Origin of the sequence: Vitreimonas sp., assembly GCF_036392335.1 — a bacterium.
Classification (GTDB): Bacteria; Pseudomonadota; Alphaproteobacteria; order Caulobacterales; family Aquidulcibacteraceae; genus Vitreimonas.
The window spans coordinates 78369-103017 of record NZ_DASVYD010000014.1 but is presented as its reverse complement, the minus strand read 5'-3'; the positions used below and the strand labels follow the sequence as shown (position 1 = coordinate 103017).

The following is a 24649-nucleotide window of genomic DNA, read 5'->3' as shown; positions in this document are numbered from 1 at the left end:
GATCATATGAATCTGAACGATCCCGTCGGCGATCTCATCACCCGCATCCGCAATGCGCAGATGCGCGGCCGCTCCAAGCTGCTGTCGCCCGCTTCGACGCTGCGCGTGCGCGTGCTCAACGTGCTGAAGGACGAAGGCTACATCCGCGATTTCCGTGAGGTCGAGAACAACGGCCACAAGGAACTCGAGATCGAGCTGAAGTATTTCGAAGGCGCGCCGGCGATCCACGAGATCCAGCGCGTGTCGAAGCCGGGCCGCCGCGTCTATTCCTCAATCAAGGACCTGCGCCTGGTGCGCAACGGTCTTGGCATCTCGATCCTCTCCACGCCGAAGGGCGTGATGAGCGACAACGCCGCGCGCGACGCCAATGTCGGCGGCGAAATCCTCTGCGAGGTCTACTAATGTCCCGCCTCGGCAAGAAACCGATCCCCGCCCCGAATGGCGTCACCGTCACGGTGAAGGGCCAAGAGGTGAGCGTGAAGGGCCCGAAGGGCACGCTGAATTTCCGCGCGCACGACGATGTCGAAGTCGCGTTCGGCAATGGCGAGCTCACGGTGAAGCCGCGCCACGAGACCCCGCGCGCCCGCGCGCTGTGGGGCACGACGCGCGCTGTGCTGGCCAACAACGTGAAGGGCGTTTCCGAGGGTTTCGAAAAGAATCTGGAAATGACCGGCGTTGGTTATCGTGCGGCGATGCAGGGCAAGAACCTGCAAATGCAGCTCGGCTACAGCCACGAGATCATCTACCAGGCGCCGGAAGGCATTACGCTGGCGACGCCGAAGCCGACCGAAATCAAGGTCAGCGGCATCGACCCGCAAGCTGTCGGCCAGGCCGCCGCCGAAATCCGTTCCTACCGTCCGCCGGAGCCCTACAAGGGCAAGGGCGTGCGCTATGTCGGCGAACGTATTCGCCGCAAGGAAGGCAAGAAGAAGTAAGCCATGCGCAAGCTTGATCCATCGGCCCGCCGGGCCCAACGCAACCGTTCGCGGCTCAAGAAGCTGGCTGGCGAAGGCCGCCTGCGCCTTTCCGTGTTTCGTTCATCGAAGCACATTTCGGCGCAGCTCATCGATGACGAGAAGGGCGTGACCGTCGCGTCCGCCTCGACGCTAGACGAAGCTTTCAAGAAGTCCGGCAAGAAGAGCTCGGACAAGGAAGGCGCCGCCGCCATTGGCAAGCTGATCGCCGAACGCGCCCTTGCCGCTGGCAAGAAGAGCGTCGTGTTCGATCGCGGCCGCTTTGTGTTTCATGGCCGCGTGAAAGCGCTGGCCGACGCCGCCCGTGAGGGCGGTCTCGAGTTCTGAGGAAGAAGCGATGACCGACGAAACCGCAGGCGGCCCGCCGGCCGACGCCACAGGTTCCGAGCAACGTCCGCGCGGCCAGCGCCGCGGCGGCGCTGGCGGCGGCCGTGGTCCTGGTGGCCCGGGCGGCAATCGCGGCCCGCGCCGCGACGACCGCAATCGCAACGCCGCGCCTGAAGAGCGGGCGGAAGGCGAACTGGTCGACAAGCTGGTCGCCATCAACCGCGTCGCCAAGGTGGTGAAGGGCGGTAAGAATTTCGCGTTCGCCGCGCTCGTCGTGGTGGGCGACAAGAAAGGCCGCGTCGGCTTTGGCCACGGCAAGGCGCGCGAAGTGCCGGAAGCCATCCGCAAGGCGACCGAAGAAGCCAAGAAGACGATGATCCGCGTGCCGCTGCGCGAAGGCCGCACGCTGCATCATGACGGCGACGGCCGTTGGGGCGCTGGCAAGGTGATGCTGCGTGCAGCGCCGGCCGGTAAGGGCCTCATCGCCGGCGGCCCGATGCGCGCCGTGCTCGAAGTGCTGGGCGTGTCGGACGTGGTCGCCAAGTCGAAGGGTTCGTCGAACCCGTACAACATGGTGCGCGCGACGATCGACGCGTTGAAAAACCAAACCTCGCCGCGTCAGGTTGCGAACCGTCGTGGCCTGAAGGTGTCGGACGTGGTCGCCCGTCGTAAGGACGGCGCGAGCATGGGCGACGTGCCGGCGGAGGGCTGATAAATGGCTGCGAAGAAAACCATCAAGGTGCGCCGCATCGGCAGCCCCATCCGCCGTGAAGGCGATCAACGCGCGACGCTGCTGGGTCTCGGCCTGAAGCGCGCGAACCAAGTGGTTGAGCTTGAGGACACGCCGTCGATCCACGGCATGATCCGCAAAGTGAACCATCTGGTCGAAATCGTAAAATAAGCGAATAGTGAGTAGGGAGTAGCGAATAGGGGAAGCCAGCGATCTTGGAGCCGTCAGCTCTCTTCGCACTTCGCCATTCGCTATTCGCCTCGGAGCGTAAGCGACATGAAACTCAACGAACTGGCCGATAATCCGGGCTCCACCAAGAAGCTGATGCGCGTCGGTCGCGGCGTCGGCTCGGGCAAGGGCAAGACGGGCGGACGCGGCGTGAAGGGGCAAAAGTCCCGCCGCGGCGTGTCGATCAATGGTTTCGAAGGCGGCCAGATGCCGCTTCACATGCGTATGCCGAAGCGCGGCTTCAACGCGCTCAACAGCAAGACGACGCAGTGGATCAATCTGGGCACGCTGCAAAACGCGATTGATAACAAGAAGATCGACGCGAAGAGCGAGATTACCGAAGACACGCTGGTCGAAGCCGGCGTGCTGCGCCGTAAGAAAGACGGCGTGCGCCTCCTTGCGCGCGGCGAGCTGAAAGCCAAAGTGAACATCACCGTTTCGGGCGCTTCGGCGGCGGCAATTGCTGCGGTCGAGAAGGCCGGCGGCAAGGTGACGCTGCTGAACCCGCCTACGGCGGACGAAGCAGCCGCCTAAGGTTCGCTCTCCGGACGGGGAGTATGCCGGCCTCGCCGGCTAAGATTCGGAGCAGCGCGCCCACATGGCATCAGCCGCAGAGCAACTCGCTCAAAACATCAACTTCGCGGCGTTCGCGAAGGCCACCGATCTCCAGAAGCGCATCTGGTACACGCTGATCGCGCTGATTGTTTATCGGGTCGGCACCTTCATCCCGATTCCGGGCATTGATCCCGCGGCGTTCGCCAATGCTTTCCAACAGCAGGCGGGCGGCATCCTCGGCATGTTCAACACGTTCTCCGGCGGCGCCGTGGAGCGGATGGCGATCTTCGCCCTGAACGTGATGCCTTACATCTCGGCTTCGATCATCGTTCAGCTGATGGCCACGTCGGTACCGTCGCTTGAGCGTTTGAAAAAAGAAGGCGAAGTCGGCCGCAAGCAGCTCAACCAATACACCCGCTATCTCACGCTGGTGCTGGCGATCGTGCAATCCTATGGCATCGCCATCGGCCTGCAATCGAGCGCGGGCGTGGTGACCAATCCGGGCTTGTTCTTCATCGCCTCCACGATGATCACGCTGACCGGCGGGACGATGTTCCTGATGTGGATCGGCGAGCAGGTGACGGCGCGCGGCGTCGGCAACGGCATCTCGCTCATCATCTTTGCAGGCATTGTCGCTGAAATGCCCCGCGTCGTGTTCCAAACGCTCGCGCTGGCGCGTACCGGCGACATCAATCCGTTCGCGATCTTCGCGATCCTGGCCGTCATGCTGGCGGTGATCGTGTTCGTGGTGTTCATCGAACGCTCGCTGCGCCGTCTGGTGGTGCAATATCCGAAGCGCCAGCAGGGCAATCGGATGTTCATGGGCGAGAGCTCGTTCTTGCCGCTGAAGATCAACACGGCCGGCGTGATCCCGCCGATCTTCGCCTCTTCTCTGCTCTTGCTGCCGACGACGATCGCCAGCTTCGCTGGGATGGGCGCGAATGCGCCGGAATGGCTGACGACGTTTGAGGCCTATTTCGGCTACGGCAAGATCGGCCACATGGCGCTTTACGCCATCGGCATCATCTTCTTCTGCTTTTTCTACACCTCGATTGTGTTCAACCCGGAAGAGACGGCGGACAATCTGCGCAAGTATGGCGGCTTCCTGCCGGGCATTCGGCCGGGCAAGAAAACGGCCGAATATCTGGACTACGTGCTGACGCGTCTCACCGTCATCGGCGCCGCCTACATCACGCTGGTCTGTTTGCTGCCGGAAATCCTGATCTCGTATTACGCGGTGCCGTTCTATCTCGGCGGCACGTCAATTCTGATCGTCATCTCGGTGACGCTCGACACTGTCGCGCAAATCCAATCGCACCTGGTCGCCCACCAATATGAAGGGTTGATCAAGAAGTCGAAACTGCGCGGCAGCGGGGGAGGAGTACTCAAGAAATGAACCTGATCCTGTTCGGCCCGCCTGCGGCCGGGAAGGGCACGCAGGCGAAGCGGCTCACGGCTGAGCGGGGCTTCGTTCAACTTTCGACCGGCGACATGCTGCGCGCGGCGCGCAAGTCGGGTTCAGAACTCGGGACCAAAGTTGCAGCGATCATGGATTCGGGTTCGCTCGTGTCCGATGAGATCGTGATCGCGCTGATCGAAGAAGCGCTGGCCAACAACAAGGGCGCGCCGGGTTTCATCTTTGACGGTTTCCCGCGCACGGTGGCGCAAGCCGAAGCGCTCGATGCAATGCTGGCCAGGCATGGCAAACAGATCGACCGCGTCATTCGTCTGGAAGTGGATTCGCAGCAGCTGATGGCGCGCATCGCCAAGCGCTTCGCAGAAGAAGGCCGCGCCGACGACAATCCCGAAGCGTACAAAGTGCGCCTCGATGCGTATTTCGCGCAGACCGCGCCGCTCGTGCCGTACTACGAGAAGCAAGGCAAGCTGACGGGCGTCGACGGCATGGCCGACGTCGAAACCGTGGCGCGCGCAATTGCCGGAACGCTCGATCGCGCTTAGCGTGTATCCCTCGTGGGGGATGCATGATGATAATGCGATGGCTTATCGCGGCGTTCTTTGTTGCCGCGTTCCAGAGCGTGGCTTCGGCGCAGCAACCTGCTGCCTTTGATCGGACCTCCACGCACGACATCGCGGCGTGCCGCAGCGCCGAGGACCAGCCGGTCTGCATTCTACGCGCGCTCGCGAATTTCCCAACGCATTCGCCGTACGCCGCTGATTGGCGTCTCGCTGGCGCGGAGGACGTGCTGCGTGCTTTGGGCGAGGCTGGGGTGGGGCGCGTAGGCGGGCAATACGCGCACATTCCATACGCGTCGACGCGCATGGTCTATGGTCATCTCGACGCCACAGACGCCGCGGTCGCGGCTGCGATCGTCGCCGATCGAAATGGCGCGACGCCTGCGGAAGCCCTGCAATTTGTGCGCGGCCGCGTCGGCGTCGAGACAATGGGTGGCGACCAGGGCGGCGCGGGCGCGCGCTGCATGCGCTTTAACGACATCTGGCGCGCCTACGGCACGGAGGCGGAGCGCGCGGCTCGTCCGCGCACGCCGCGGCCGAGTTTGGCATTGGCGCGCGCCGCCGTCGAAGCTTGCGAGGCGGAGAACGCCCCAACCGAGTCCGCCCATCCGCAGACGATGGCGCGTTTCTACATGCAACTCGACGACATTGACGCCGCGCGGCGCGTGATGGCGCGCTTTCCCGGCCCACCGATCTTGGCGCAATTGGAAACGGCCGTGCTGGTGCGCGACGTCGATGCAGCAATCCGCATCGCGGCCACGCCAATGAGTGCGTTGGAGCAACGGTGGCGGCCACGGTTCGCGACGCTCAGGGGTGAGATTGTGTCGCTCGCTGTCGATGATGGTCGTCCCGAAGTGATCGCGGCGATGGCTCGGATCGTCGTTGAGCGGCGCGATGAGGAAGGCGGCCCACTCACCGAGATTAGCGTTGCGCGCGCTTTGGATGCTCTGATGAGCGCAGGACGGCGCGAACAAGTCTTGCGCTATACGCAACAGCTCGATTCCGCCGGCAGAGATACAAGCAGCGTGCGCTCAATAGTCGCCGCGAGCGCTGCGGTTCATGGCTGGCTCCTGTTGGATCAATCCGCCAACGCGCGTGAACTCGCGGAGTTCTGGGTTCCGCGCGTGGCTGAACAATTTGCCAATGGCGGCGGCTGCGGCGGCGATCGGCCATTCTGCGCATCCGGCGCAGTGATGGAAATGTTCACAGAAATCGGCGACGTGGAGCGCGGCTGGGCGGCCACGGTGCGCGGATCTGCGATTGGATATCTCTCAACCGATTTCGCCAGAGGAAGAGGGGTGCAATATCTCGACGTGCACCTGGCGCACATTTCCTCCGAGCGCGGACGCGCGGAGTTTTTGCGCATGTGCGCCGAACTTGGTGGTTGGTCAGAACCGCGCGCCACTTGGTCGGAGACATGCGCGGAACGTCTCCTGACGCTGTCGCGCAATTCAAACGAGGCGAGAACACTTCGCGCCGCGACGTCGTCGGCGCTTCGTATTGCCGAGGTACGCGCGCGTATGGGTGATGCGTCGCGTACCGATCGCATGTTGGAGCAAGCGTTCGTTGAACTGGCGCGAGGCCCAAACTTGCCGCTGGATACGCGCGAACGTGCGTCGTTGCTGGAGATCGCGATATTTCAGCTTGAGCGCGCAGGGCGTCTCTAAAAGAAAAAACCCGTCTCGCTCCGGGGGTAGCGAGACGGGCTTGCGCACATCCAGACGAGGGTGAGAAGGGACGCGCGGCTTGAGCTTTTAGGCGGCGGCGCGGACCGGGCCGGTGAGGCGGCCGATCCATTCGCTGAAGCCGTCGACCCAGCCGTTCAGCAGCTGCTTCAAGCCGCCTTCGGCGATCTCGCCATTCACCACCTGGCCTTCCTGGAAGCTGATGTAGATTTCCGGGTTGGCGATGACGTGCAGGCCGATCGCGCCAGCGACGCTGCGGAGCTGCGATTGCGCCGCGGCGGTGCCGACCGCGCCCAGGGTCGCGCCGATGATGGCGGCAGGCTTGCCGGCCCAGGAATTCTTGCCCCAGGGGCGGCTGCCCCATTCGATCGCGTTTTTCAGCGCGGCCGAGAAGGTGCGGTTGAATTCCGGGGTGACGAGGAGAACCGCGTCAGCCGCTTCGATCTCGCGCTTGAAGCGCTGAACCGGGGCGGGGAGGTCGCCTTCGAGGTCCTGATTATAGAGCGGCAGATCGCCGATCTCGACGAAATGGAACTGGAGCTTCGGGCGGGCGAGCTTGCCCAGCGCCTCGGCGAAGAGACGATTGACGGAGTCCTTGCGGAGGCTGCCGACGATAACTGCGACTTTGGTGGTCATTTTCTGATCCCCTGGTATTAAAAGGTGACCAGGGCTATATGAGTGCCTGCAGATACCCGACAAGAAGGCACCAAAATGTCACCCGGTAACACCCATGTCCCCGACCCGGCCTCCGCCGATTGCCGGCTGGTCAGCGAGATCCTGTCGCGGGTAGGGGACAAATGGACCGTGCTGATCATCATGATGCTCGGCCACGGCCCGAAAAGGTTTAACGAAATCAAGCGCGGCATTAATGGCATCTCGCAGCGTATGCTGACGCTCACGCTGCGCGGTCTGGAGCGGGACGGTATTGTGCGCCGTACGGTGACGCCGAGTATCCCGCCGCGCGTGGATTACGAGCTGACCGACCTTGGAAAAGACCTGTTGATCCCGGTCGCCGCGCTCGGCGATTGGGCGATGCGCCACCAGCCTTGCATTATGGCGGCGCGCACCCGATTTGACGCTGCTGCGGATGCCGATCCGCCGCAGGAAAAGCGCGTTTCCGCTGGTTGACGCGGCATTTCGCCCCGCTATAACCACGCCCTTCGCGAACACTGAACCGCGATGTCCCCGGATCAAACGATCCGGCGGCGTCGCGCCTATTGCGTTTTGGAGCCCTGCCACATGGCACGTATCGCCGGCGTAAACATTCCGACCCAGAAGCGCGTGGTTATCGCGCTCCAATACATCCATGGGATCGGCGGTCACTACGCCAAGGAAATCTGCGACAAGGTCGGCATCACGCCGGAACGTCGCGTCAGCGAATTGACGGACGCAGAAGTGCTCCAAATCCGCGAAACCATTGACCGCGACTACACAGTGGAGGGTGACCTTCGCCGCGAGACCGCGACCAACATCAAGCGCTTGATGGACCTGGCCTGCTATCGTGGCCTGCGTCATCGCCGCGGCCTTCCGGTCCGTGGTCAGCGCACGCACACGAACGCGCGTACGCGCAAAGGTCCGGCGAAACCGATCGCCGGCAAGAAGCAAGCGACCAAGAAGTAAGGACACGCCGCAATGGCTAAGGAAGCAACGCGCGTTAAGAAGCGTGAGCGTAAGAACATCGTCACGGGCGTCGCGCACGTGAACGCCTCGTTCAACAACACGATGATCACGATCGCCGACGCGCAAGGCAACACGATCTCGTGGTCGAGCGCCGGCACGATGGGCTTTAAGGGCTCGCGTAAGTCGACGCCGTACGCCGCGCAGGTCGCCGCAGAAGATGCGGGCCGCAAGGCGATGGAGCACGGCATGCGCACGCTCGAAGTGAACGTGTCGGGTCCGGGCTCGGGCCGCGAAAGCGCGCTGCGCGCTCTGCAGGCCGTGGGCTTCACCGTGACGTCGATCCGCGACGTAACGCCGATCCCGCACAACGGCTGCCGTCCGCCGAAGCGTCGTCGCGTCTAATTAGACTCAGTCGGGTTGCGCGCGTTGTTCGCGAGCGCCTGTTGATTGGAAAACCATGAGCATGATGTCGATTGAAAAGAATTGGCTCGAGCTGATCCGGCCGAAGAAGCCGGTGATCGAGCATTCGTACGACGCTGCGCGCCGTGCGATCCTGATCGCCGAGCCGCTTGAGCGCGGCTTCGGCATGACGCTGGGCAACGCGCTGCGCCGGGTTCTGCTCTCGTCGCTGCAGGGCGCTGCGATCACGTCGGTGCAAATCGACGGCGTGGTGCACGAATTCAGCTCGATCCAAGGTGTGCGCGAAGACGTCACCGACATCGTGCTGAACCTGAAGCAAACCGCGATCCGTATGCGCGGCGAAGGCCCCAAGCGCGTCATGCTGACGAAAACGGGCCCGGGCGAAGTGAAGGCCGGCGACATTCAGACGGTTTCCGACATGGAAATCCTGAACCCCGACCATGTCATCTGCACACTCGATGACGGCGCTTCGATCCGCATGGAACTGACGATCAACAACGGCAAGGGCTACGTCCCGGCCGAGAAGAATCGTCCCGATGACGCCCCGATCGGCCTCATCGCGATCGACTCGATCTACTCGCCGGTGAAGCGCGTCGCCTATCGCGTGGAAAACACCCGCGAAGGCCAAGTGCTCGATTACGATAAGCTGATCATCGAAGTCGAAACCAACGGCGCCATTCGTCCGGAAGATGCGATCGCGTACGCCGCGCGCATCCTGCAGGACCAGCTGCAAGTCTTCATCACCTTCGAAGAGCCGAAGGCGAAGAAGGAAGGCGGCGAGAAGCCGGATCTGCCGTTCAATCCGGCGCTGCTGAAGAAGGTCGACGAGCTCGAACTTTCGGTGCGTTCGGCGAATTGCTTGAAGAACGACAACATCGTTTACATCGGCGACCTGATCCAGAAGTCGGAAGCGGAAATGCTCCGCACCCCGAACTTCGGCCGCAAGTCGCTGAACGAGATCAAGGAAGTGCTGGCGTCGATGGGCCTGCACCTCGGTATGGCGGTCGAGAATTGGCCGCCGGACAATATTGAAGATCTCGCCAAGAAGTACGAAGACCAAATCTAACGGAGAGCCGGGGCTGACCCGGCGAGGAAAAGACAATGCGTCACGGTTCAGGACATAAGAAGCTCGGCCGCACGGCCAGCCACCGTCAGGCGATGTTCGCCAATATGGCGGCCGCTCTGGTGAAGCACGAACAGATCGTGACGACGCTGCCGAAGGCGAAGGCGCTTCGCCCGGTGGTCGAGCGTCTGGTCACGCTGGCGAAGAAGGGCGATCTGGGCGCGCGCCGCCTGGTGCTCTCGCGCATGCGCGACGAAACCCAAACCAAGAAGCTCTTCGACACGCTCGCGCCGCGCTACAAGGCGCGCGCCGGCGGCTATACGCGCGTGCTGAAGGCGGGCTTCCGCTATGGCGACAACGCTCCGCTCGCGGTGATCGAGTTCGTGGATCGCGATGAAAGCGCCCGCGGCCAAGACAGCGGCCCGCGTCCGGAAGCGATCTACACCGACGAAGGCTGATCGCAGCACTGGTCTTTGACTTTTGAACGGGTCGCCTCGTCGGCGGCCCGTTTTCGTTTGACGACATACTTATCAAAATATAGAAATATTGTCGGTCGGGGTAAGGAGATCGTCATGTCAGATTTGTATCGCCCGAAAGGGCTTTCCAGCGCCGTCACCTACGTCGATCCCAAGGCGGCGTTTCGATGGTTGGAGGAGGCGTTCGGTTTTGAGCCGCTGATGGTGATTCTCGATGAGAATGAGAACATCGCCCATTCGGAGATGAAATACGGCGACAGCGTCGTCATGGTCGGCAATGAATGGAGCGCCGATCACAAGAGCCCCAAATCGATGGGCGGCAAGAATACGCAGAGCGTGCATGTGCAGTTGGCGCGCGGCGCCGACATCGACGCGCATTGCGAGCATGCGCGGAAAGCCGGCGCCGAGATTATTCAGGAACCCAGTACGCAATTCTACGGCGACCGCACTTATCGCGCCCGCGATCCCGAAGGCCACATCTGGACCTTCGGCGTCACGGTGCAGGAAATGTCGCCCGCCGAATGGGACAAGGCCGCGGGCGGCGGCTTGAAGACGCAAACCCGTCTATGAGCGCCAAACGCAATGTCGATTCAACGCTCGCCGCGCTGGCGGACCCAGCGCGGCGGCGGGTGGTCGAGCTGCTGGGCGAGCGCCCGCGCCGCGCAGGCGAGCTGGCGGATGCGCTGAAGCTGCCCGCGCCGGCAATGAGCCGGCATCTGCGGGCGTTGAAGCAAAGCGGCTTGGTCGAGGAAACGCACCCTGAGTTCGACGCGCGCGTGCGCATCTATACGCTGAAGGCGGGCGCGATGAACGAGCTCAAGAAATGGATCGCCGACACCGAACGGCTTTGGATGGATCAGCTCTCGGCGTTCAAGGCGCATATTGAGAAGAAGCGGAAGTGAGCGCCGTCATCGTCTCGCTGCGTGTGAAGGCCACGCCGGACGACGCGTTTGCCGTTTTCACGCAGGAGATCGGGCTTTGGTGGCGGCCGAACGGGCTCTTCCAGCTCACGCCCCGGGGCGACGGCGTGCTGAGTTTTGAAAATCAGGAACGGCTGATTACGACGCTGCCGAATGGAAAAGTGTTCGAGATCGGCCGGGTGAGCGCGTGGGCGCCTGGAGAGATGCTGGCTTTCACCTGGCGCCAGGCGACGTTTGCCCCGGAGCAGGAAACTACGGTTACGATACGCTTCGAACCTGTCGGCGCGGAGACGCGCGTCACCGTTGAACATCGCGGCTGGGCTTCGATCCCCCAGGACCACGTCGCCCGTCATGGCTTTCCTTTAATGGTGTTTCAGCAGCGCCAGGCCGAGCATTGGCGCGCCTTGCTCGCAAGCCTCGGCGCCCGTCTGCCCACGGTCTGAACTTCGCCACGTTTCGGCCATGCGGCGGGGCATGATCCGCTCCGCAAAACGAGGCTGAGTCATGAAAATCACCCGGGCGGGTTTGCTCAAAGCGTCTCCCTTCATCGCGCTGGTTGCCGGTTTCGCCGGCGGCGCCTTGGCTATAGCGCCGATCGCTTCGGAGACGTTTCAGGCGCCGGCGCAGCAGCAAGCCGGCGAGCCCTCTCTGCAGCTGGTGCAGGCGGAACCGCTGGTGCGCGCCGCGCCCAGCAGTCGTGGCGAAGTGCAGCTTTCCTTTGCCCCGGTAGTGACCCGCGCCAGCCCGGCTGTCGTCAACGTCTATGCGCAACGTGTACGCCGGGCGATGGCGCGCGATCCGTTCTTCGGACGCTTCAGCGCGCCGCGCGTGGAGCAATCTTTGGGCTCCGGCGTGATCGTCCGCAACGACGGCATCATCGTCACCAACAATCACGTCATCGAAGGCGCGCAATCGCTGAAGGTCGTCATGGCCGACCGGCGCGAGTTTGACGCCGAATTGCTGCTGGCCGATCCACGAGTCGATCTGGCGGTCCTGCGCATCAATACCGGGGGCGAGCGCATGCCGACGCTGCCGTTCGCCGACACGCAAAACGGCTTGCAGGTGGGTGATCTCGTGCTTGCGATCGGCAACCCCTATGGCCTCGAACAGACCGTCACGAGCGGCATCATCTCCGCGCTGGCGCGCACTGATGTCGGCATTTCCGACTATGCCTTCTTCATCCAGACCGACGCCGCCATCAATCGCGGCAATTCGGGCGGCGCGTTGGTGGACATGAGCGGCGCACTCGTGGGCATCAATAGCGCGATCTTCTCGGAGACCGGCGGCTCCAACGGGATAGGGTTCGCCATTCCCTCCGAGATGGTGCGGCGCGTGGTGGAATCCGCCGTGGCGGGCGGCACGAGTGTGGTGCGGCCTTGGTTGGGCGCGCGCTTGCAGAACATGACGCAGGAGCTTGCGCGCTCGATGGGTCTGCCGCGCCCGGAAGGGGTGTTGGTGACGGAGCTCTACCCGCGTTCGGCCGGTGAACGCGCGGGCCTGCGCAATGGCGACGTGATCTTGACCGTGGCCGGCGCGCAGGTGCGCGATGACGCGGCCGTGCGCTATCAATTCGCCACGCAGCGTCCGGGCGCACGCGTGCCGCTGACCGTGCTGCGCGACGGCCGCCAGGTTGAACTCACGGCCAACGCCGAAGAACCGCCGGGCGGCGCGCCTGATCCACGCGAGCTGACGGGCCGCCATCCGCTCTCGGGCGCGCGCGTGGTGACGCTGACGCCGGCGACGGCCGAAGCCTCCGGGCTCGACCCGTTCGCCGACGGCGTCTTCATCCAGGCGCTGGATCGCGGCGGCGTGGCCGCGCGGCTTGGGTTCCGGCCGGGCGACATCATTGATGAGATCAATGGTCAGCCGATCCGCGACGCCGCCCAACTCGACCGCGCCATGGCGCAGGGCCGCGGCTGGGTGATCGGCCTGGAGCGTAACGGCCAACGGGCGACGATCCGGTTCTAAGGCTGGGTCGGGGGCAAAAGCACGCCAGCATTGGCGTCGGCTGCCGCGAAGCCTCATATTGGCGGCGATGTCTGATTTGTTCGCCGCCGCCGGCCTCGACCAGGGCGCGCCTACGCCGCTAGCGGAGCGCTTGCGCCCGCGCAGGCTGAGCGAAGTCGTCGGCCAGGATCATCTGCTGAAGGCCGAGGGACCGATCGGTCGCATGGTCGGGCAGAAACGGCTGGCGTCCATGATCCTGTGGGGGCCGCCAGGCGTCGGCAAGACCACGATTGCACGGCTGCTCGCGGAAGAGACCGGCCTGGAGTTTCAACAGATCAGCGCGGTGTTCTCCGGCGTGGCCGATCTGAAGAAGGCGTTTGAGACGGCGCGAGGCCGCCGCGCCTCCGGCAAATCCACATTGCTGTTCGTGGACGAAATCCATCGCTTCAATCGGGCGCAGCAGGACGGCTTCTTGCCTTACGTGGAGCAGGGCGTGGTGACGCTGGTGGGCGCCACGACCGAGAACCCGAGCTTCGAGATCAACGCGGCCTTGCTCTCACGCTCGCAGGTGTTCGTGCTGAAGCGGTTAGATGGCGATGCGTTGGAGCTGCTGTTGCAGCGCGCCGAAGCTCTGCTCGGCAAGAAGCTGCCGCTCACCGACGACGCGCGCATCGCCTTCACCAATCTCGCCGATGGCGATGGGCGCTACATGCTGACGCTGGCGGAGGAATTGTTCGCGCTGAAGACGGTTCAGCCGCTCGATGCGAAAGCCTTGGGCGAATTGCTGCAGAAGCGCGCCCCCGCCTACGACAAGGATCGCGAGGAGCATTACAATCTCATCTCCGCGCTGCACAAAAGCATACGCGGCTCCGATCCGGACGCGGCGCTTTATTGGCTGGCGCGCATGGTCGATGGCGGCGAGGATTTGCTGTTTATCGCGCGCCGGTTGGTACGCGCTGCGGCGGAGGATATTGGGCTCGCTGATCCGACTGCGCTGCTGATCGCCAACGCCGCGAAGGACGCGGTGCACTTCATTGGCCCGCCGGAAGCGGAGCTCCATTTGGCGCAAGCCGTGATCCATTTGGCGACCGCGCCGAAATCCAACGCGGCGTACACGGCGTGGAAGCAGGCGAAAGCGGCGGCGCAGGAGACGGGGGCGCTCGGACCGCCCATGCATATTCGCAATGCGCCGACAAAGCTGATGAAGGATCTGGGATACGGTTCTGGCTATGCTTACGACCACGATGCCGAGGGCGGCTTCTCGGGTCAGAATTACTTCCCGGACGAGATGAAACGGCGCGTGTTTTACCAGCCGGAGGGGCGCGGTCGCGAAGGGGCGATCAAGGAGCGGCTGGAGCATCGGGCAAAAATTCGCGCGGAGCGAAAATCGTGAGCCCCGCCCAAGCGCTGGCGCGTCACATCAATGCCGCAAGAAACATTGTGGTTTTCACCGGCGCGGGCATTTCAACGGAAAGCGGCATTCCAGATTTCCGCAGCCCGGGCGGCGTCTGGAGCAAGATGAAGCCCATCATGTTTCAGGATTTCGTTCGCTCCCGCGACGCGCGCCGCGAAGCTTGGACGCGTGTGTTCAATCGCACTGCGGGATGGACAGGCGCGCAGCCGAATGCGGGGCATTACGCGGTCACCGCGCTGCTGAAGGCCGGCAAGGTGAAATCAATCATCACGCAGAACGTCGACAATCTGCATCAGGATTCCGGCGCGCCGGAGGACGATGTGATCGAGGTGCATGGCAACGCGTCCTACGCCAAGTGTCTCGATTGCGCGCAGCGCTATGAGCTAGAGCCGCTCGAGCCGCGTTGGCGGGCGGACGAGGAGATCACCTGCACGCTGTGCAATGGCTTGCTGAAGACGGCGACGATTTCGTTCGGTCAGCCCATGCCCGAAGAGCAGATGGCGCGCGCGACCTGGCATGCGGAGCGCTGCGATCTGTTTTTGGTGCTGGGGTCGTCGCTCGTGGTGTTTCCGGCCGCTGGCTTGCCGCTCGTGGCTAAGGAGGCCGGCGCGATACTGGCGATCGTGAACCGCGAACCCACGGATTTCGATCGCATCGCGGACCTGTCGCTGCAGGAGGAGATCGGGCCGCTGCTCACAGAGACATTGGCGTTGCTGGAATGAGCAAGGAGGCTTGAGATGGCGCGCGAAATGACGCTGGTTGAGAACGTCAATCACCCGGGTAAGACCGAGCGCGTCGATGCCGTGAAATATGCCGCTACGCGCGCGGCCATGCTCAGAGTACTGCCGAAAAAACCGCCGGGCATGACGCAGCACGAAATGATGACGGCCATGCGTAATGCGCTCTCCTTGGAGACGTTCCCTGGAACCACCACGACTTGGTGGACAAAAACCGTACAGCTCGATCTGGAAGCCAAAGGCTTTGTGGTGCGTGACCCGACGAAGCCATTGCGGTGGCGCCGCGCGTGATTCTCTCTCCGGCCGACATCGAGTACGCGCGATCGCTTCTTATCCATGAAGACGCGCAGGTGCTTGCCTTCAACAAACCCTCCGGCTTGGCGGTGCAGGGTGGCTCGGGGGTTGCGCGCAGTCTGGAAGCCTTGCTTGGCGCCTTCGCCAAATCGAACGGCAAACGTCCGCGCTTGGTGCATCGGCTCGACCGTGAAACCTCCGGCGTGATCGTGGCGGCGCGGACCAAGCCCGCCGCGGCGTTTCTGTCGGCGGCGTTCGCTGGGCGTGATGCGCAAAAGACCTATCTCGCCATCGTTTGCGGCGGCGCGCCGGAGCCGGCGGAGGGCGAGATCAATCTGGCGCTGAAGAAATCCTCGCGCCGCGGGCTCGACATCATGGAGGTCGCGCGCGACGGCCAAAGCGCGCTGACGCGCTACCGCACCCTGGTGGCGACACCGGCGGCGGCGCTGGTGGAACTGCGTCCCGAGACCGGCCGCATGCACCAGCTGCGCGCGCATCTGGCGGCCATCGGCCGGCCGATTGCGGGGGACGGCAAATACGGCGGCCTGTTTAGCGTCGGCGGGGTCGAAATCCCGGGTCTCATGCTTCATGCGGCGGCGCTCGATATTCCGCATCCAGCGGGTGGGCGCCGGCTTTTCGAGGCGCCGACGCCCGCGGCGTTCCAGATTGCGCTCAAATCACTTGGGCTTGAGCAGGCGCGTAGCTGATCTAGCTGCTAGGCTGGCGGGGAGGGATTCCAGCAAGGACTAGGCCCATGCTTAAACACGTGCTGATTGTCGGAGCGCTCGCGGCGCTCGCCGGCTGCGCATCGACGCCGACCTACACGCCCGCCGCCCGCAGCGGCGGCGCCGGCTATTCGGAAACGGCGATCGAGTCGAACCGCTATTTCGTGACGTATCGCGCCCCGGGCGCGGCGGATGCGGCGCTGGTGCAGGATTATGCGCTGCTGCGCGCGGCGGAGCTGACGCTGCAGAACGGGCGCGACTGGTTCTGGGTCGATCGCCGCACGCTGGACGAAGATGCGACACGTCGTTCGGGGCCGAGCGTGGGCGTCGGCATTGGCGCGGGCTCCTGGGGCGGACGTAGCGGCGGCGGCGTAAGTGTTGGTGTAAACGTGCCGATCGGCGGCACGGCCGGCCAACGCGCGCAATCGGCGACGCTGGAAGTGCGCTTCGGCGAAGGCGTGAAGCCGGATGACCCGAATGCGTATGACGCGCGCGCGGTGGCGGCGAACATCCGCGCACGGCTCGCGCCCGCGCGATGATGCAAGTGCTGCTCGTGGCCCTGGGCGGGGCGCTGGGATCGGTGGCGCGCTACGGCGTGGGCTTTGCGGCCGCGCGCTGGATGGGCTTGGGTTTTCCGTGGGGAACGCTCACGGTTAACATCGTCGGCGGCTTCGCCATGGGCCTGCTGGCCGCGCGTATCGGGCCCGAGCAGGAGAACCTGCGTTTGCTCCTCGGCGTCGGCATTCTGGGCGGCTTCACCACGTTTTCGGCGTTTTCGCTGGAGACGGTGCGGCTTATGGAGCAGGGACCAACGCCAGCCATGCTCTATGTTTTGGCCTCGCTCATCTTGAGCGTGGGCGCGTGCTGGCTGGGTTATAGTTTGGGGCGCATATGAGGTCGGTCGAGACCGTCGAAGTGGGTGAAGACGATGGCGTGGCGCGGATCGACCGCTGGCTGCGCCGGCGCTACCCGCATCTGACACAGGGCCAAGTCGAGAAGATGATCCGCACTGGCCAAGTGCGGGTCGATGGCGCGCGCGTTAAAGCGTCGGATCGCGTGAACCCGGGCCAGAGCGTGCGCATTCCGCCGATCCCGGAGGCAGCGCCACGCGCGCCTGTGAGCGGGCTTTCGCGCAAGGACGAGGATTTCATCCGCTCGCTTGTGCTGCACAAGGACGACGACGTTATCGTGCTGAACAAGCCGCATGGGATCGCGGTGCAGGGCGGTGCGAAGACCATGCGGCACATCGACGGCATGCTCGATGGGCTGAAGTTCGAGAACGAGAAGCGGCCGAAGCTGGTGCACCGGCTGGATCGCGATACGTCCGGCTGCTTGGTGCTGGCGCGGCATCCGCGCGCGGCGGCGTTTCTGGGCGAAGCGTTCCGCGATCGCGACACGGATAAGATTTATTGGGCTGTCGTGGTCGGCAGTCCGCGTCCGAAGATTGGCGAGCTGCGCTCCTGGATGCGCAAGGCGCCTGGCGCGCATGACGCCGATCGCGAGATGATGCAACGCGCGGTGCAATGGGACGAGGGCGCGGTCCACGCGGTGACGCAATATGTCGTGATGTCGGAAGCGGCGGGGCGCGCGGCTTGGGTGGCGCTGCGGCCGGTGACGGGACGGACGCACCAGCTGCGCTTTCATATGGCCGAGATGGGGCATGCCATAGCGGGCGACCCGAAATACAAATGCGATCGGCCAACGCCGAATGATTTGACCGGCGCGTTGTTGCTGCATGCGCGGGCGTTGCGGCTGCCGCATCCGTCGGGCGGGGAGCTCAAAGTGGTGGCGCCGCTGCCGCCGCACATGAAAGCCATCTTCGATCTGTTGGGCTTTGACGAACGCGACGCCAAGGACCCGTTCGAGCCGTTCGAGGGCAATCGATGAATGCGGCGGAAGCCTCCGCCATCGCTTTGGCCAGCCGTGAATTGCTGAGCCAGGGCGACGCGGAGGGCGCTGAACGTTTGCTTGCGCCTGTATTGAAGACGCTGAAGACCGACGCCGAAGCGCTGCACTTGATGGGGCTCATCAAGAAGGCGCGCAATCAGCTGGAAGAGGCCGAGCGCCATTTCCGTAGCGCTGTCGCGCACAATCTGAGCGAAGGCGCCTATTATAACGATCTGGGCGTGGTGCTGCAGGCGCGCGGGCAATTCAAGGAGGCCATCCGCGTCTATCGCGCCGCGATCGCGCTGCGGCCCGAAGTGACCATGGTGCGCATCAATCTGGTGCAATGCCTGCTGGCTTCGGGCGACATCGTGGAAGCGGAGCGGGAGGCGCGGGCGTGCGTGCACGCGCAGCCGGACGCGGAAACCTGGACGCTGTTGTCGCAAGTGCATCGCGTGCAGGAGCGCTTCGAGGAATCGCTGAACGATTCATTGGCGGCACTGCAGTGCGGTCCCAAGTTTCGCGGGCTGCGCTACAATTACGCGAACGCGCTGGAGCGCGTCGGCCGGATCAAGGAGGCGCTCGACATCTATGAGGGCCTCGCCAAGAAGGATTTGGATTCGCCGGAATTGGCGCTGAACTACGCGCGGACGATGTTCGCGGAGGGGCGCAAAAAGGAAGCGGAAGCGGTGGTTGAGCAGGCGCTGGAGCTCTGGCCCGCGTCGCATCCGCTTTATAGTACGCTCGCACGCATGCGCTTTCTGCGCGGCGAGGGAGAAAGCAGCACCTCGCCGCTGGAGGATGCTTGGTCGAACCGGCCGAGCGACATTGGCTTGCGCCTGGTGATCGCCGATTCCCAACACCGCGCCGGCATGCGCGAACGGGCGCGCGACACGTTGGAGCACGCCATCCGGTTGGCGCCCGACACGCCGGCCTTGCTCAGCGCCTACGGCATTATCCTCGACGAGCTGAACCAACCCGAAGAAGGTTTGAAGGCGCTGCGCCGCGTGGCGGAGCTGGCCCCGCACTCGCGCTCGGCGCAGCGCAATCTCCTGTCGACATTGCTGCGCGCCAACCGGCCGGATGAGGCGCTGGCGATCACGCGCATGCTGCGCGAGGCGGATCAGGATGAGCAATATCTGATCGCCTGCGAAGCCACCGCGCTGCGCATGATGGGCGATGCGTTCTATCCCGACATTTGCGATTATGAGCGCTTCGTGCGCGTCTATGAGATCGCGCCGCCGCGCGGCTATTTCACCGCCGAGAATTTCAACGCCTCGCTGGCGGATGTGTTGCGCGCACAGCATCGCGCGGTGAACCCGCTCGATCATCAGATCCCGCACGGCTCGCAGACCAATCGCAATCTGCTGCATTCGCCCGATCCCGCGATCAAGGGTTTCCTCAATGCCGTGGAAGGCGCCGTGCGCGATTACATCTCGCGCCTCAAGGCCGAGCCCCACCATCCGTTCCTGCGCCGCACGCGCGAGCGTTTCCGCTTCCAGGGGCTGTGGTCGGCCAGGGTGCAGGCGGGCGGCTACCTGCCGAACCACACGCATGATCGCGGCTGGATCAGTTCGGCCTATTACGTCGCCATCTTGCCGCCGGAGCGGCCGCAGGACCCGCGCCATGGTTGGCTCAAATTTGGCGAACCCAACCGGCCGCCGGCCAAGTGCGGGCCTGAGAAATGGCTTGAGCCTAAACTGGGGCAATTGGTGCTCTTTCCTTCCTACATGTGGCACGGCACCTCTGCGTTCGAAGGGCCTGAGCGCTTGAGCGCGGCCTTCGACATCGTGCCGAGCTGAGAGCCATGGAAACGCCTGTCACCACATATCCGCGCAAATTCTACAAGCATGCCTCCGTGTTCGAAGCCGGTGGCGGCTTTGCGTTGAAGCTCGACGAGCGCCGCTTGAAGACGCCGAAGGGCGCGGCCTTCACGGCGCCCACGCGCGCTCTGGCCGACGCGATGGTCGAGGAATGGAACGCGCAAGGCGAGCACATCATCCCCACGCGCATGCCGCTCACCCAATTCGCCTTCGCCGCGATCGACGCGACGGCGCCGAAGCGCGAGGAGGTGGCCGATTACATCGCCAAGTTTGGCGAGACCGATCTTTGCTGCCATCGCGCGGACTCGCCTGCCGATCTCGTCGCGCACCAGGACAAGCATTGGTCGTCGCTGCGTGATTGGCTGCATGCGTTTGTCGGCGCCGACCTGCCGGTTGTGACCGGAATTCTCCCCGCGAACGTGCCGCAGGGTGAGCTGGCGAAACTCCGCGCCGCCGCTCTCGCCTTGGACGATTTCCGCCTCACCGCGCTCGCGCAGGCTTCAGGCCTCGCCGGCTCCGCGATCATCGGATTCGCGGTGCTGCATGGCAAAGTGACGCCTAAGGCAGCTTTCGAGGCGGCCGCCTTGGACGATCTCTGGTCCCAGGAAAAATGGGGCGCCGATGCGGAAGCCCAGGCAAGGCTGGACAGACAGCGCGCCGAGTTCGAAAACATCGCCCGGTTTGTGGCGGCGCTGGGGTAGGGACACAGAATGCGTGCTGCTGTTGTTGCTGCGTTACTATTTCTTGCTGCGCCGAGTATCGCGCGCGCGCAAAACGGTCAGGTTTGGACGACGCCAGATGCGGCGATCAGTCTGACACTGCCTGCTGGATGGACCAACGTAGATGTTGGAGGCCCCGGCACGTTGCTAATGATAACGCCCGCGACTTTTGGCTCCGACGACTTGCGCGTGTGTTCGCTGCGCGAGCAGGCAGCGCGGCCTGGCGGCCCAGCTTTGCGGCAGGACGAGTTGAATCTGATTTTGGATCGCTGGTCGCAGGATTGGCTTTCGGCCCGGAACTTCGACACGCTGCACGGCCATTCGTCAGACACTCTGAGCGGCGTACATGTTTTTAGCTCGGACGCTGAACGCGGGATTGGCGAACGCGCCGAGCGTGATCTGCAACGCGCCTTCAACCTCGCGAATTCGGAAAGCGGCGTCATCTACCTGCTGACCTGCCGTGTTCAAACCGTCACCTCAACTGAGGAGCGTCTCGAAGAGCTACGCGCATTCCTCGCATCGTTAGCAATCAGCACCGGAACGACTCCATGAAAACCATCATCGAAGCCCTTGAAGCCAAGCGTGAAGCTGCGCGCGCCGGCGGGGGCGAGAAGCGCATGGCGGCGCAGCACGCCAAGGGCAAGCTCACCGCGCGCGAACGCATCGAACTCTTGATGGACGAAGGCTCGTTCGAGGAATTCGACATGTTCGTCGAAGCGCGCGCCAATGATTTCAGCAAGGCCGATCAGAACATCCCTGGCGACGGCGTCGTCACCGGCTGGGGCACGATCAACGGTCGTATCGTCTATGTGTTCTCGAAGGACTTCACTGTTCTCGGCGGCTCGCTCTCGGCCACGCACGCGGCCAAGATCGTCAAAGTGCAAGACATGGCGCTCAAGAACGGCGCGCCGATCATCGGCATTTTCGACGCCGGCGGCGCCCGCATCCAAGAGGGCGTGGAATCGCTTGCCGGTTACGCAGACATTTTCATGCGCAACATTCTAGGCTCGGGCGTGGTGCCGCAGATCAGCGTGATCATGGGGCCGTGCGCGGGCGGCGACGTCTATTCGCCGGCGATGACCGACTTCATCTTCATGGTGAAGGATACGTCCTATATGTACGTCACTGGCCCCGAGGTCGTGAAAACGGTGACGAATGAAATCGTCACGCATGAAGAGCTCGGCGGCGCACGTGTGCATGCGTCGAAATCGGGCGTCGTTGACGGCGCCTTCGAGAACGATTTCGAGACGCTGGCGCAGATGCGCCGCTTGATCGATTTCCTGCCGCTGTCGAACCGCGAACAGCCGCCGACGCGCCCACATTATGACGACGTGACGCGCGAGGATGCCTCGCTCGATCGCCTGATCCCGGATAATCCCAACAAGCCCTATGACATGAAGGAGCTGATCGAGAAGGTCGTCGACGAAGGCGATTATTTCGAGATCGGCCCGGAATTCGGCAAGAACATCATCACAGCGTTCGCCCGCCTGGACGGCGCGAGCGTCGGCATTGTCGCCAACCAGCCGATGACGTTGGCAGGCGTGCTCGACATCGATGCTTCGCGCAAAGCCGCGCGCTTTGTGCGCTTCTGCGACGCGTTCAATATTCCGATCGTGACTTTCGTCGACGTGCCGGGCTTTCTGCCGGGCACGAAGCAGGAGCTGGGTGGCCTGATCAAGCACGGCGCCAAGCTGCTCTTCGCCTATGGCGAAGCCACGGTGCCGAAAGTCACGGTAATCACGCGCAAAGCCTATGGCGGCGCTTATGACGTGATGAGCTCGAAGCATTTGCGCGGCGACGTGAATTACGCCTGGCCGTCGGCGGAAATCGCGGTGATGGGCGCCAAGGGCGCGGTCGAGATCATCTTCCGCTCCGACATTGGCGATCCCGACAAGATCGCGCAGCGTACGGCGGAATACCAGGCGCGCTTCGCCAACCCGTTCGTGGCCGCGTCGCGTGGTTTTATCGACGACGTGATCATGCCGCGCGAAACCCGCAAGCGGATCATTCGCGCGCTGATGACGCTCAAGAACAAGAAACTAGAAAACCCCTGGAAGAAGCACGACAATATTCCGTTGTGAGGTCAGTCCCACCGCGTTGGCGTGGCGGCGCGGGGCTCGGGCGTCAAGGGTGGTGGATGCGCTTTCTCTTCTGCACGTTCGCCTTTTTCGCCGCCGCGCTCACGCCTGCGTTCGCGCAGACGCCGTCGCGAATTGAGCGGTTGACCTCCGAGGACGGGGCGATGTTCGAGGCGCATATCTTCGCGCCAGAGCCGAATGCTGCTGCGCCGGGTGGCGCTGTGGTGCTGTTGCATGGCGGCGGCTGGGTCGTGGGCGATGCGTCTTGGGTTTATCCGCGCGCCGAGGCGTTCGCGCGCCAGGGCGCCTTGGCGGTGGCCGTGGATTATCGGCTGGCCAACCAGCGCAGTTTGACGCCGGCGCAGTCCAGCGCCGATGCGCGCAGCGTGTTTCGCTGGCTGCGCGCCAACGCAGCGGCGTTGAACATCAATCCGACCATGATCGCGGCCTATGGCGTCTCCGCTGGCGGGCAGCTTTCGGTGTCGGCGGCGCAATCCGACGATGCCTTGGCGCGGCCAAACGCGATCGTGTTGGTGTCGCCGGCGCTTGATCTGGAGCGCGATGGTTGGTTTGCGCAGCTGATGGGCGGGCCTGAAGCGGCGCGGCCGCTGTCGCCGCTCAGCAATATGCGCGCGGGTTTGCCGCCGACGCTCATTCTGCAGGGCGATGTCGACACCGAGACGCCCCTGCGCGGGGCGCAGGCGTTTTGCGATGCGATGCGGGGCTTTGGCGATCGCTGCGTGCTGAAAATCTATCGCGGTTATGGCCACCTTTTCACGCCTGCCGGCATCAATGACCGCGAGACGCCGGCGCCAGATCCGGCAATTTCCGAAGCAGCAGGCGCGTTCGCGAGCGCATTCCTGCGCCGCGAAGGATATTTTCGATGAACGCGTCGCGATCGCGTTTGCGCGCTTCGTGTGGAGTACAGCAGGCGACGTCGCTGTGTGGTGTCTGCACTTATATGCTCAGTTGACGCGACGAGCCGCGCCGATGGCGCGACGGGGAGGGGTCGCTGCCGGCGCGTGTGGCGCATAGATTGCGGTCATGCGCGCCGCGTTCATTATCATCTGCCTGCTGCTCGCCGCTTGCGGTGAAACGCTGCAAACGCGCGACGAAACGCCGGCGCGGGAGGTGCTTGGCCGCTATGAGGCGGCATCTGACACCGCGCAGCACTTTACCGGCGATCTCTCGATCGAGCGCGCGGGGCTCATGTTTAGCAAGGGCGCCATTCTCTACACGCGTACGCTGGAGCCGCGGCGCGGCTATGATTTGGTCGCGCGCGGCGGCGATTCCTACGCCGCGATCGCTGTGGGGCCGGGCGCGTTGAATGTGGAGCTGCGGCGCGTGACCCAGCAGGTGCTGCGCGAGGGCGCGCCCAGCTTGTGCGGCGCGGATCGGCCACAATACGTGGCGCTGGTGCATGAAGAGCGCGCCACGCGGGTCACTGTGTTGGTGTTCACCGGCGATGAGCCGCCGAGCTCAAGCGCAACACAAAGCCGGCTTTGCGCGACCTTCGGCTATAGCGCGCCGCGCGGCGCGCGGACGCAAGAAGGGGTGGTGCTCTAGTCCTGCGCTTTGCCGTAGGGATTAGTCGGCTCGCCGAGTTCGTAAAATTCCGCACCTTTCGCCGTCTGCATCTGCAGATAGCGTTTGCCGAGATCTGGGTAGTCGACGACATCGATCGGCTTGTCCTCGCCGCCCATCAGATAGACGCATTCCTCGTCAAACGTGTTGCGCAACAGATGCGGCGCGGACGGCGTCGCGAAGCCCATGAAATCGCCTGGGCCGACGTCGTGTTCCTTGCCGTCGATCAATGCGACCGCGCGGCCGGAGATGATGTAGACCCATTCCTCTTCGAGCATGTGCGCATGATAGGCGAAGCTATCCTTGCCGGGCGGCAGCTTCACCAGGCTCACGTGCGCGCGGCTCATGCCGGCCAGACGCGAAAGGCCGGCGGCGCGGAAAAGCGAATTGGGATTGAGCTTTTGCGTGAAGGGGCGCAGCGCCGGTTGGATTTCGCCTGCGCGCCAGAGCGCCTTTTTCGACTCAGCCATGA

The 24649-nt window shown here is 63.8% G+C and carries 33 protein-coding genes; 31 read left to right on the top strand and 2 right to left on the bottom strand.

The annotated features are described in order from the left end of the window. The first annotated feature begins 6 nt into the window (after nucleotides 1–6). The 9 genes from rpsH to VF769_RS02555 all read left to right on the top strand — a co-directional run bounded on the left by rpsH (nucleotide 7) and on the right by VF769_RS02555 (nucleotide 6455). Nucleotides 7–402 carry a 30S ribosomal protein S8 gene (rpsH, locus tag VF769_RS02595; protein ID WP_331006805.1) on the top strand — a complete coding sequence of 132 codons (396 nt, stop codon included), beginning with the start codon at nucleotides 7–9 and terminating at the stop codon, nucleotides 400–402. Continuing rightward, nucleotides 402–935 carry a 50S ribosomal protein L6 gene (gene rplF, locus VF769_RS02590; protein ID WP_331006804.1) on the top strand — a complete coding sequence of 178 codons (534 nt, stop codon included), beginning with the start codon at nucleotides 402–404 and terminating at the stop codon, nucleotides 933–935. The genes rpsH and rplF overlap by 1 nt, the downstream gene beginning before the upstream one ends. Before the next feature lie 3 nt (nucleotides 936–938). Beyond that, nucleotides 939–1301, top strand: coding sequence for a 50S ribosomal protein L18 (rplR, locus tag VF769_RS02585; protein ID WP_331006803.1), 363 nt, complete (start codon nucleotides 939–941; stop codon nucleotides 1299–1301). Between the two features lie 10 nt (nucleotides 1302–1311). Then, on the top strand, nucleotides 1312–2013 hold the full coding sequence (rpsE, locus tag VF769_RS02580) for a 30S ribosomal protein S5 (protein WP_349258082.1): 702 nt from the start codon (nucleotides 1312–1314) through the stop codon (nucleotides 2011–2013). Between the two features lie 3 nt (nucleotides 2014–2016). Next, a complete protein-coding gene (gene rpmD, locus VF769_RS02575) occupies nucleotides 2017–2202 on the top strand; it encodes a 50S ribosomal protein L30 (RefSeq protein WP_331006802.1) in 186 nt (61 codons plus the stop codon). Nucleotides 2203–2307: 105 nt separating this feature from the next. Then, a complete protein-coding gene (rplO, locus tag VF769_RS02570; protein ID WP_331006801.1) occupies nucleotides 2308–2793 on the top strand; it encodes a 50S ribosomal protein L15 in 486 nt (161 codons plus the stop codon). 64 nt (nucleotides 2794–2857) lie between these two features. Beyond that, a complete protein-coding gene (gene secY / locus VF769_RS02565; protein ID WP_331006800.1) occupies nucleotides 2858–4210 on the top strand; it encodes a preprotein translocase subunit SecY in 1353 nt (450 codons plus the stop codon). Beyond that, a complete protein-coding gene (locus VF769_RS02560; RefSeq protein WP_331006799.1) occupies nucleotides 4207–4773 on the top strand; it encodes an adenylate kinase in 567 nt (188 codons plus the stop codon). The genes secY and VF769_RS02560 overlap by 4 nt, the downstream gene beginning before the upstream one ends. 32 nt (nucleotides 4774–4805) lie before the next feature. Next, nucleotides 4806–6455: a hypothetical protein gene (locus tag VF769_RS02555; RefSeq protein WP_331006798.1), complete on the top strand. Its 1650-nt coding sequence runs from the start codon at nucleotides 4806–4808 to the stop codon at nucleotides 6453–6455. Between the two features lie 87 nt (nucleotides 6456–6542). On the opposite strand, the gene VF769_RS02550 is transcribed toward VF769_RS02555, so the two are convergent. Then, the gene (locus tag VF769_RS02550; RefSeq protein ID WP_331006797.1) at nucleotides 6543–7109 is read right to left on the bottom strand and encodes an NADPH-dependent FMN reductase; all 567 of its coding nucleotides are present in this window, start codon (nucleotides 7107–7109) and stop codon (nucleotides 6543–6545) included. A gap of 75 nt (nucleotides 7110–7184) precedes the next feature. Between VF769_RS02550 and VF769_RS02545 the strand changes: the two genes are divergently transcribed. The 22 genes from VF769_RS02545 to VF769_RS02440 all read left to right on the top strand — a co-directional run bounded on the left by VF769_RS02545 (nucleotide 7185) and on the right by VF769_RS02440 (nucleotide 24159). Next, a complete protein-coding gene (locus VF769_RS02545; RefSeq protein WP_331006796.1) occupies nucleotides 7185–7601 on the top strand; it encodes a helix-turn-helix domain-containing protein in 417 nt (138 codons plus the stop codon). A 111-nt stretch (nucleotides 7602–7712) separates the two neighbouring features. Next, on the top strand, nucleotides 7713–8093 hold the full coding sequence (gene rpsM / locus VF769_RS02540) for a 30S ribosomal protein S13 (protein WP_135210230.1): 381 nt from the start codon (nucleotides 7713–7715) through the stop codon (nucleotides 8091–8093). Between the two features lie 12 nt (nucleotides 8094–8105). Further along, entirely contained in the window at nucleotides 8106–8495 is a 390-nt protein-coding gene (rpsK, locus tag VF769_RS02535) for a 30S ribosomal protein S11 (RefSeq protein WP_135210229.1), read from the top strand. Nucleotides 8496–8559: 64 nt separating this feature from the next. Next, complete coding sequence (locus VF769_RS02530) at nucleotides 8560–9579, top strand: DNA-directed RNA polymerase subunit alpha (RefSeq protein ID WP_349258084.1); 1020 nt, start codon at nucleotides 8560–8562, stop codon at nucleotides 9577–9579. Nucleotides 9580–9614: 35 nt separating this feature from the next. Further along, nucleotides 9615–10034, top strand: a complete 420-nt coding sequence (gene rplQ, locus VF769_RS02525) for a 50S ribosomal protein L17 (RefSeq protein WP_331006794.1) — start codon at nucleotides 9615–9617, stop codon at nucleotides 10032–10034. A gap of 114 nt (nucleotides 10035–10148) precedes the next feature. Next, a complete protein-coding gene (locus VF769_RS02520; RefSeq protein ID WP_331006793.1) occupies nucleotides 10149–10622 on the top strand; it encodes a VOC family protein in 474 nt (157 codons plus the stop codon). Beyond that, nucleotides 10619–10954, top strand: coding sequence for a metalloregulator ArsR/SmtB family transcription factor (locus tag VF769_RS02515; RefSeq protein ID WP_331006792.1), 336 nt, complete (start codon nucleotides 10619–10621; stop codon nucleotides 10952–10954). The genes VF769_RS02520 and VF769_RS02515 overlap by 4 nt, the downstream gene beginning before the upstream one ends. Beyond that, the gene (locus VF769_RS02510) at nucleotides 10951–11415 is read left to right on the top strand and encodes an SRPBCC domain-containing protein (RefSeq protein WP_331006791.1); all 465 of its coding nucleotides are present in this window, start codon (nucleotides 10951–10953) and stop codon (nucleotides 11413–11415) included. Before VF769_RS02515 ends, VF769_RS02510 begins: the two co-directional genes overlap by 4 nt. A gap of 61 nt (nucleotides 11416–11476) precedes the next feature. Next, nucleotides 11477–12940 carry a Do family serine endopeptidase gene (locus tag VF769_RS02505; RefSeq protein WP_331006790.1) on the top strand — a complete coding sequence of 488 codons (1464 nt, stop codon included), beginning with the start codon at nucleotides 11477–11479 and terminating at the stop codon, nucleotides 12938–12940. 67 nt (nucleotides 12941–13007) lie between these two features. Then, entirely contained in the window at nucleotides 13008–14312 is a 1305-nt protein-coding gene (locus tag VF769_RS02500) for a replication-associated recombination protein A (protein WP_331006789.1), read from the top strand. Continuing rightward, entirely contained in the window at nucleotides 14309–15055 is a 747-nt protein-coding gene (locus VF769_RS02495; protein WP_331006788.1) for a Sir2 family NAD-dependent protein deacetylase, read from the top strand. The genes VF769_RS02500 and VF769_RS02495 overlap by 4 nt, the downstream gene beginning before the upstream one ends. A gap of 15 nt (nucleotides 15056–15070) precedes the next feature. Continuing rightward, nucleotides 15071–15361, top strand: a complete 291-nt coding sequence (locus tag VF769_RS02490) for a DUF6958 family protein (RefSeq protein ID WP_331006787.1) — start codon at nucleotides 15071–15073, stop codon at nucleotides 15359–15361. Further along, the gene (locus VF769_RS02485; protein WP_331006786.1) at nucleotides 15358–16071 is read left to right on the top strand and encodes an RluA family pseudouridine synthase; all 714 of its coding nucleotides are present in this window, start codon (nucleotides 15358–15360) and stop codon (nucleotides 16069–16071) included. Before VF769_RS02490 ends, VF769_RS02485 begins: the two co-directional genes overlap by 4 nt. A 47-nt stretch (nucleotides 16072–16118) precedes the next feature. Next, entirely contained in the window at nucleotides 16119–16628 is a 510-nt protein-coding gene (locus tag VF769_RS02480) for a CC0125/CC1285 family lipoprotein (protein WP_331006785.1), read from the top strand. Beyond that, the gene (crcB, locus tag VF769_RS02475) at nucleotides 16625–16984 is read left to right on the top strand and encodes a fluoride efflux transporter CrcB (RefSeq protein ID WP_331006784.1); all 360 of its coding nucleotides are present in this window, start codon (nucleotides 16625–16627) and stop codon (nucleotides 16982–16984) included. Before VF769_RS02480 ends, crcB begins: the two co-directional genes overlap by 4 nt. Further along, complete coding sequence (locus VF769_RS02470; RefSeq protein ID WP_331006783.1) at nucleotides 16981–17976, top strand: RluA family pseudouridine synthase; 996 nt, start codon at nucleotides 16981–16983, stop codon at nucleotides 17974–17976. Before crcB ends, VF769_RS02470 begins: the two co-directional genes overlap by 4 nt. Further along, entirely contained in the window at nucleotides 17973–19775 is a 1803-nt protein-coding gene (locus VF769_RS02465) for a 2OG-Fe(II) oxygenase family protein (protein ID WP_331006782.1), read from the top strand. Before VF769_RS02470 ends, VF769_RS02465 begins: the two co-directional genes overlap by 4 nt. A gap of 5 nt (nucleotides 19776–19780) precedes the next feature. Beyond that, nucleotides 19781–20497 carry an ATP12 family chaperone protein gene (locus VF769_RS02460; protein ID WP_331006781.1) on the top strand — a complete coding sequence of 239 codons (717 nt, stop codon included), beginning with the start codon at nucleotides 19781–19783 and terminating at the stop codon, nucleotides 20495–20497. A gap of 9 nt (nucleotides 20498–20506) precedes the next feature. Next, nucleotides 20507–21067 carry a hypothetical protein gene (locus tag VF769_RS02455; RefSeq protein ID WP_331006780.1) on the top strand — a complete coding sequence of 187 codons (561 nt, stop codon included), beginning with the start codon at nucleotides 20507–20509 and terminating at the stop codon, nucleotides 21065–21067. After that, the gene (locus VF769_RS02450; protein ID WP_331006779.1) at nucleotides 21064–22596 is read left to right on the top strand and encodes an acyl-CoA carboxylase subunit beta; all 1533 of its coding nucleotides are present in this window, start codon (nucleotides 21064–21066) and stop codon (nucleotides 22594–22596) included. The genes VF769_RS02455 and VF769_RS02450 overlap by 4 nt, the downstream gene beginning before the upstream one ends. A 56-nt stretch (nucleotides 22597–22652) precedes the next feature. Continuing rightward, nucleotides 22653–23480 (top strand): alpha/beta hydrolase, encoded by an 828-nt coding sequence (locus tag VF769_RS02445; RefSeq protein WP_331006778.1) that lies wholly within the window; start codon nucleotides 22653–22655, stop codon nucleotides 23478–23480. 157 nt (nucleotides 23481–23637) lie between these two features. After that, complete coding sequence (locus VF769_RS02440) at nucleotides 23638–24159, top strand: hypothetical protein (protein ID WP_331006777.1); 522 nt, start codon at nucleotides 23638–23640, stop codon at nucleotides 24157–24159. Here the strand turns inward: VF769_RS02440 and VF769_RS02435 are convergent. Further along, nucleotides 24156–24647 carry a cupin domain-containing protein gene (locus VF769_RS02435; RefSeq protein WP_331006776.1) on the bottom strand — a complete coding sequence of 164 codons (492 nt, stop codon included), beginning with the start codon at nucleotides 24645–24647 and terminating at the stop codon, nucleotides 24156–24158. The genes VF769_RS02440 and VF769_RS02435 overlap by 4 nt on opposite strands. Nucleotides 24648–24649: the final 2 nt, after the last annotated feature.

Excerpts from the sequence above, each read along its gene's own strand:
- rpsH (WP_331006805.1), top strand. The coding sequence starts at position 7 with ATGAATCTGAACGATCCCGTCGGCGATCTCATCACCCGCATCCGCAAT.
- rplF (WP_331006804.1), top strand. The coding sequence starts at position 402 with ATGTCCCGCCTCGGCAAGAAACCGATCCCCGCCCCGAATGGCGTCACC.
- rplR (WP_331006803.1), top strand. The coding sequence starts at position 939 with ATGCGCAAGCTTGATCCATCGGCCCGCCGGGCCCAACGCAACCGTTCG.
- rpsE (WP_349258082.1), top strand. The coding sequence starts at position 1,312 with ATGACCGACGAAACCGCAGGCGGCCCGCCGGCCGACGCCACAGGTTCC.
- rpmD (WP_331006802.1), top strand. The coding sequence starts at position 2,017 with ATGGCTGCGAAGAAAACCATCAAGGTGCGCCGCATCGGCAGCCCCATC.
- rplO (WP_331006801.1), top strand. The coding sequence starts at position 2,308 with ATGAAACTCAACGAACTGGCCGATAATCCGGGCTCCACCAAGAAGCTG.
- secY (WP_331006800.1), top strand. The coding sequence starts at position 2,858 with ATGGCATCAGCCGCAGAGCAACTCGCTCAAAACATCAACTTCGCGGCG.
- VF769_RS02560 (WP_331006799.1), top strand. The coding sequence starts at position 4,207 with ATGAACCTGATCCTGTTCGGCCCGCCTGCGGCCGGGAAGGGCACGCAG.
- VF769_RS02555 (WP_331006798.1), top strand. The coding sequence starts at position 4,806 with ATGCGATGGCTTATCGCGGCGTTCTTTGTTGCCGCGTTCCAGAGCGTG.
- VF769_RS02550 (WP_331006797.1), bottom strand. The coding sequence starts at position 7,109 with ATGACCACCAAAGTCGCAGTTATCGTCGGCAGCCTCCGCAAGGACTCC.
- VF769_RS02545 (WP_331006796.1), top strand. The coding sequence starts at position 7,185 with ATGTCACCCGGTAACACCCATGTCCCCGACCCGGCCTCCGCCGATTGC.
- rpsM (WP_135210230.1), top strand. The coding sequence starts at position 7,713 with ATGGCACGTATCGCCGGCGTAAACATTCCGACCCAGAAGCGCGTGGTT.
- rpsK (WP_135210229.1), top strand. The coding sequence starts at position 8,106 with ATGGCTAAGGAAGCAACGCGCGTTAAGAAGCGTGAGCGTAAGAACATC.
- VF769_RS02530 (WP_349258084.1), top strand. The coding sequence starts at position 8,560 with ATGTCGATTGAAAAGAATTGGCTCGAGCTGATCCGGCCGAAGAAGCCG.
- rplQ (WP_331006794.1), top strand. The coding sequence starts at position 9,615 with ATGCGTCACGGTTCAGGACATAAGAAGCTCGGCCGCACGGCCAGCCAC.
- VF769_RS02520 (WP_331006793.1), top strand. The coding sequence starts at position 10,149 with ATGTCAGATTTGTATCGCCCGAAAGGGCTTTCCAGCGCCGTCACCTAC.
- VF769_RS02515 (WP_331006792.1), top strand. The coding sequence starts at position 10,619 with ATGAGCGCCAAACGCAATGTCGATTCAACGCTCGCCGCGCTGGCGGAC.
- VF769_RS02505 (WP_331006790.1), top strand. The coding sequence starts at position 11,477 with ATGAAAATCACCCGGGCGGGTTTGCTCAAAGCGTCTCCCTTCATCGCG.
- VF769_RS02500 (WP_331006789.1), top strand. The coding sequence starts at position 13,008 with ATGTCTGATTTGTTCGCCGCCGCCGGCCTCGACCAGGGCGCGCCTACG.
- VF769_RS02490 (WP_331006787.1), top strand. The coding sequence starts at position 15,071 with ATGGCGCGCGAAATGACGCTGGTTGAGAACGTCAATCACCCGGGTAAG.
- VF769_RS02480 (WP_331006785.1), top strand. The coding sequence starts at position 16,119 with ATGCTTAAACACGTGCTGATTGTCGGAGCGCTCGCGGCGCTCGCCGGC.
- crcB (WP_331006784.1), top strand. The coding sequence starts at position 16,625 with ATGATGCAAGTGCTGCTCGTGGCCCTGGGCGGGGCGCTGGGATCGGTG.
- VF769_RS02470 (WP_331006783.1), top strand. The coding sequence starts at position 16,981 with ATGAGGTCGGTCGAGACCGTCGAAGTGGGTGAAGACGATGGCGTGGCG.
- VF769_RS02465 (WP_331006782.1), top strand. The coding sequence starts at position 17,973 with ATGAATGCGGCGGAAGCCTCCGCCATCGCTTTGGCCAGCCGTGAATTG.
- VF769_RS02460 (WP_331006781.1), top strand. The coding sequence starts at position 19,781 with ATGGAAACGCCTGTCACCACATATCCGCGCAAATTCTACAAGCATGCC.
- VF769_RS02455 (WP_331006780.1), top strand. The coding sequence starts at position 20,507 with ATGCGTGCTGCTGTTGTTGCTGCGTTACTATTTCTTGCTGCGCCGAGT.
- VF769_RS02450 (WP_331006779.1), top strand. The coding sequence starts at position 21,064 with ATGAAAACCATCATCGAAGCCCTTGAAGCCAAGCGTGAAGCTGCGCGC.
- VF769_RS02445 (WP_331006778.1), top strand. The coding sequence starts at position 22,653 with ATGCGCTTTCTCTTCTGCACGTTCGCCTTTTTCGCCGCCGCGCTCACG.
- VF769_RS02440 (WP_331006777.1), top strand. The coding sequence starts at position 23,638 with ATGCGCGCCGCGTTCATTATCATCTGCCTGCTGCTCGCCGCTTGCGGT.
- VF769_RS02435 (WP_331006776.1), bottom strand. The coding sequence starts at position 24,647 with ATGGCTGAGTCGAAAAAGGCGCTCTGGCGCGCAGGCGAAATCCAACCG.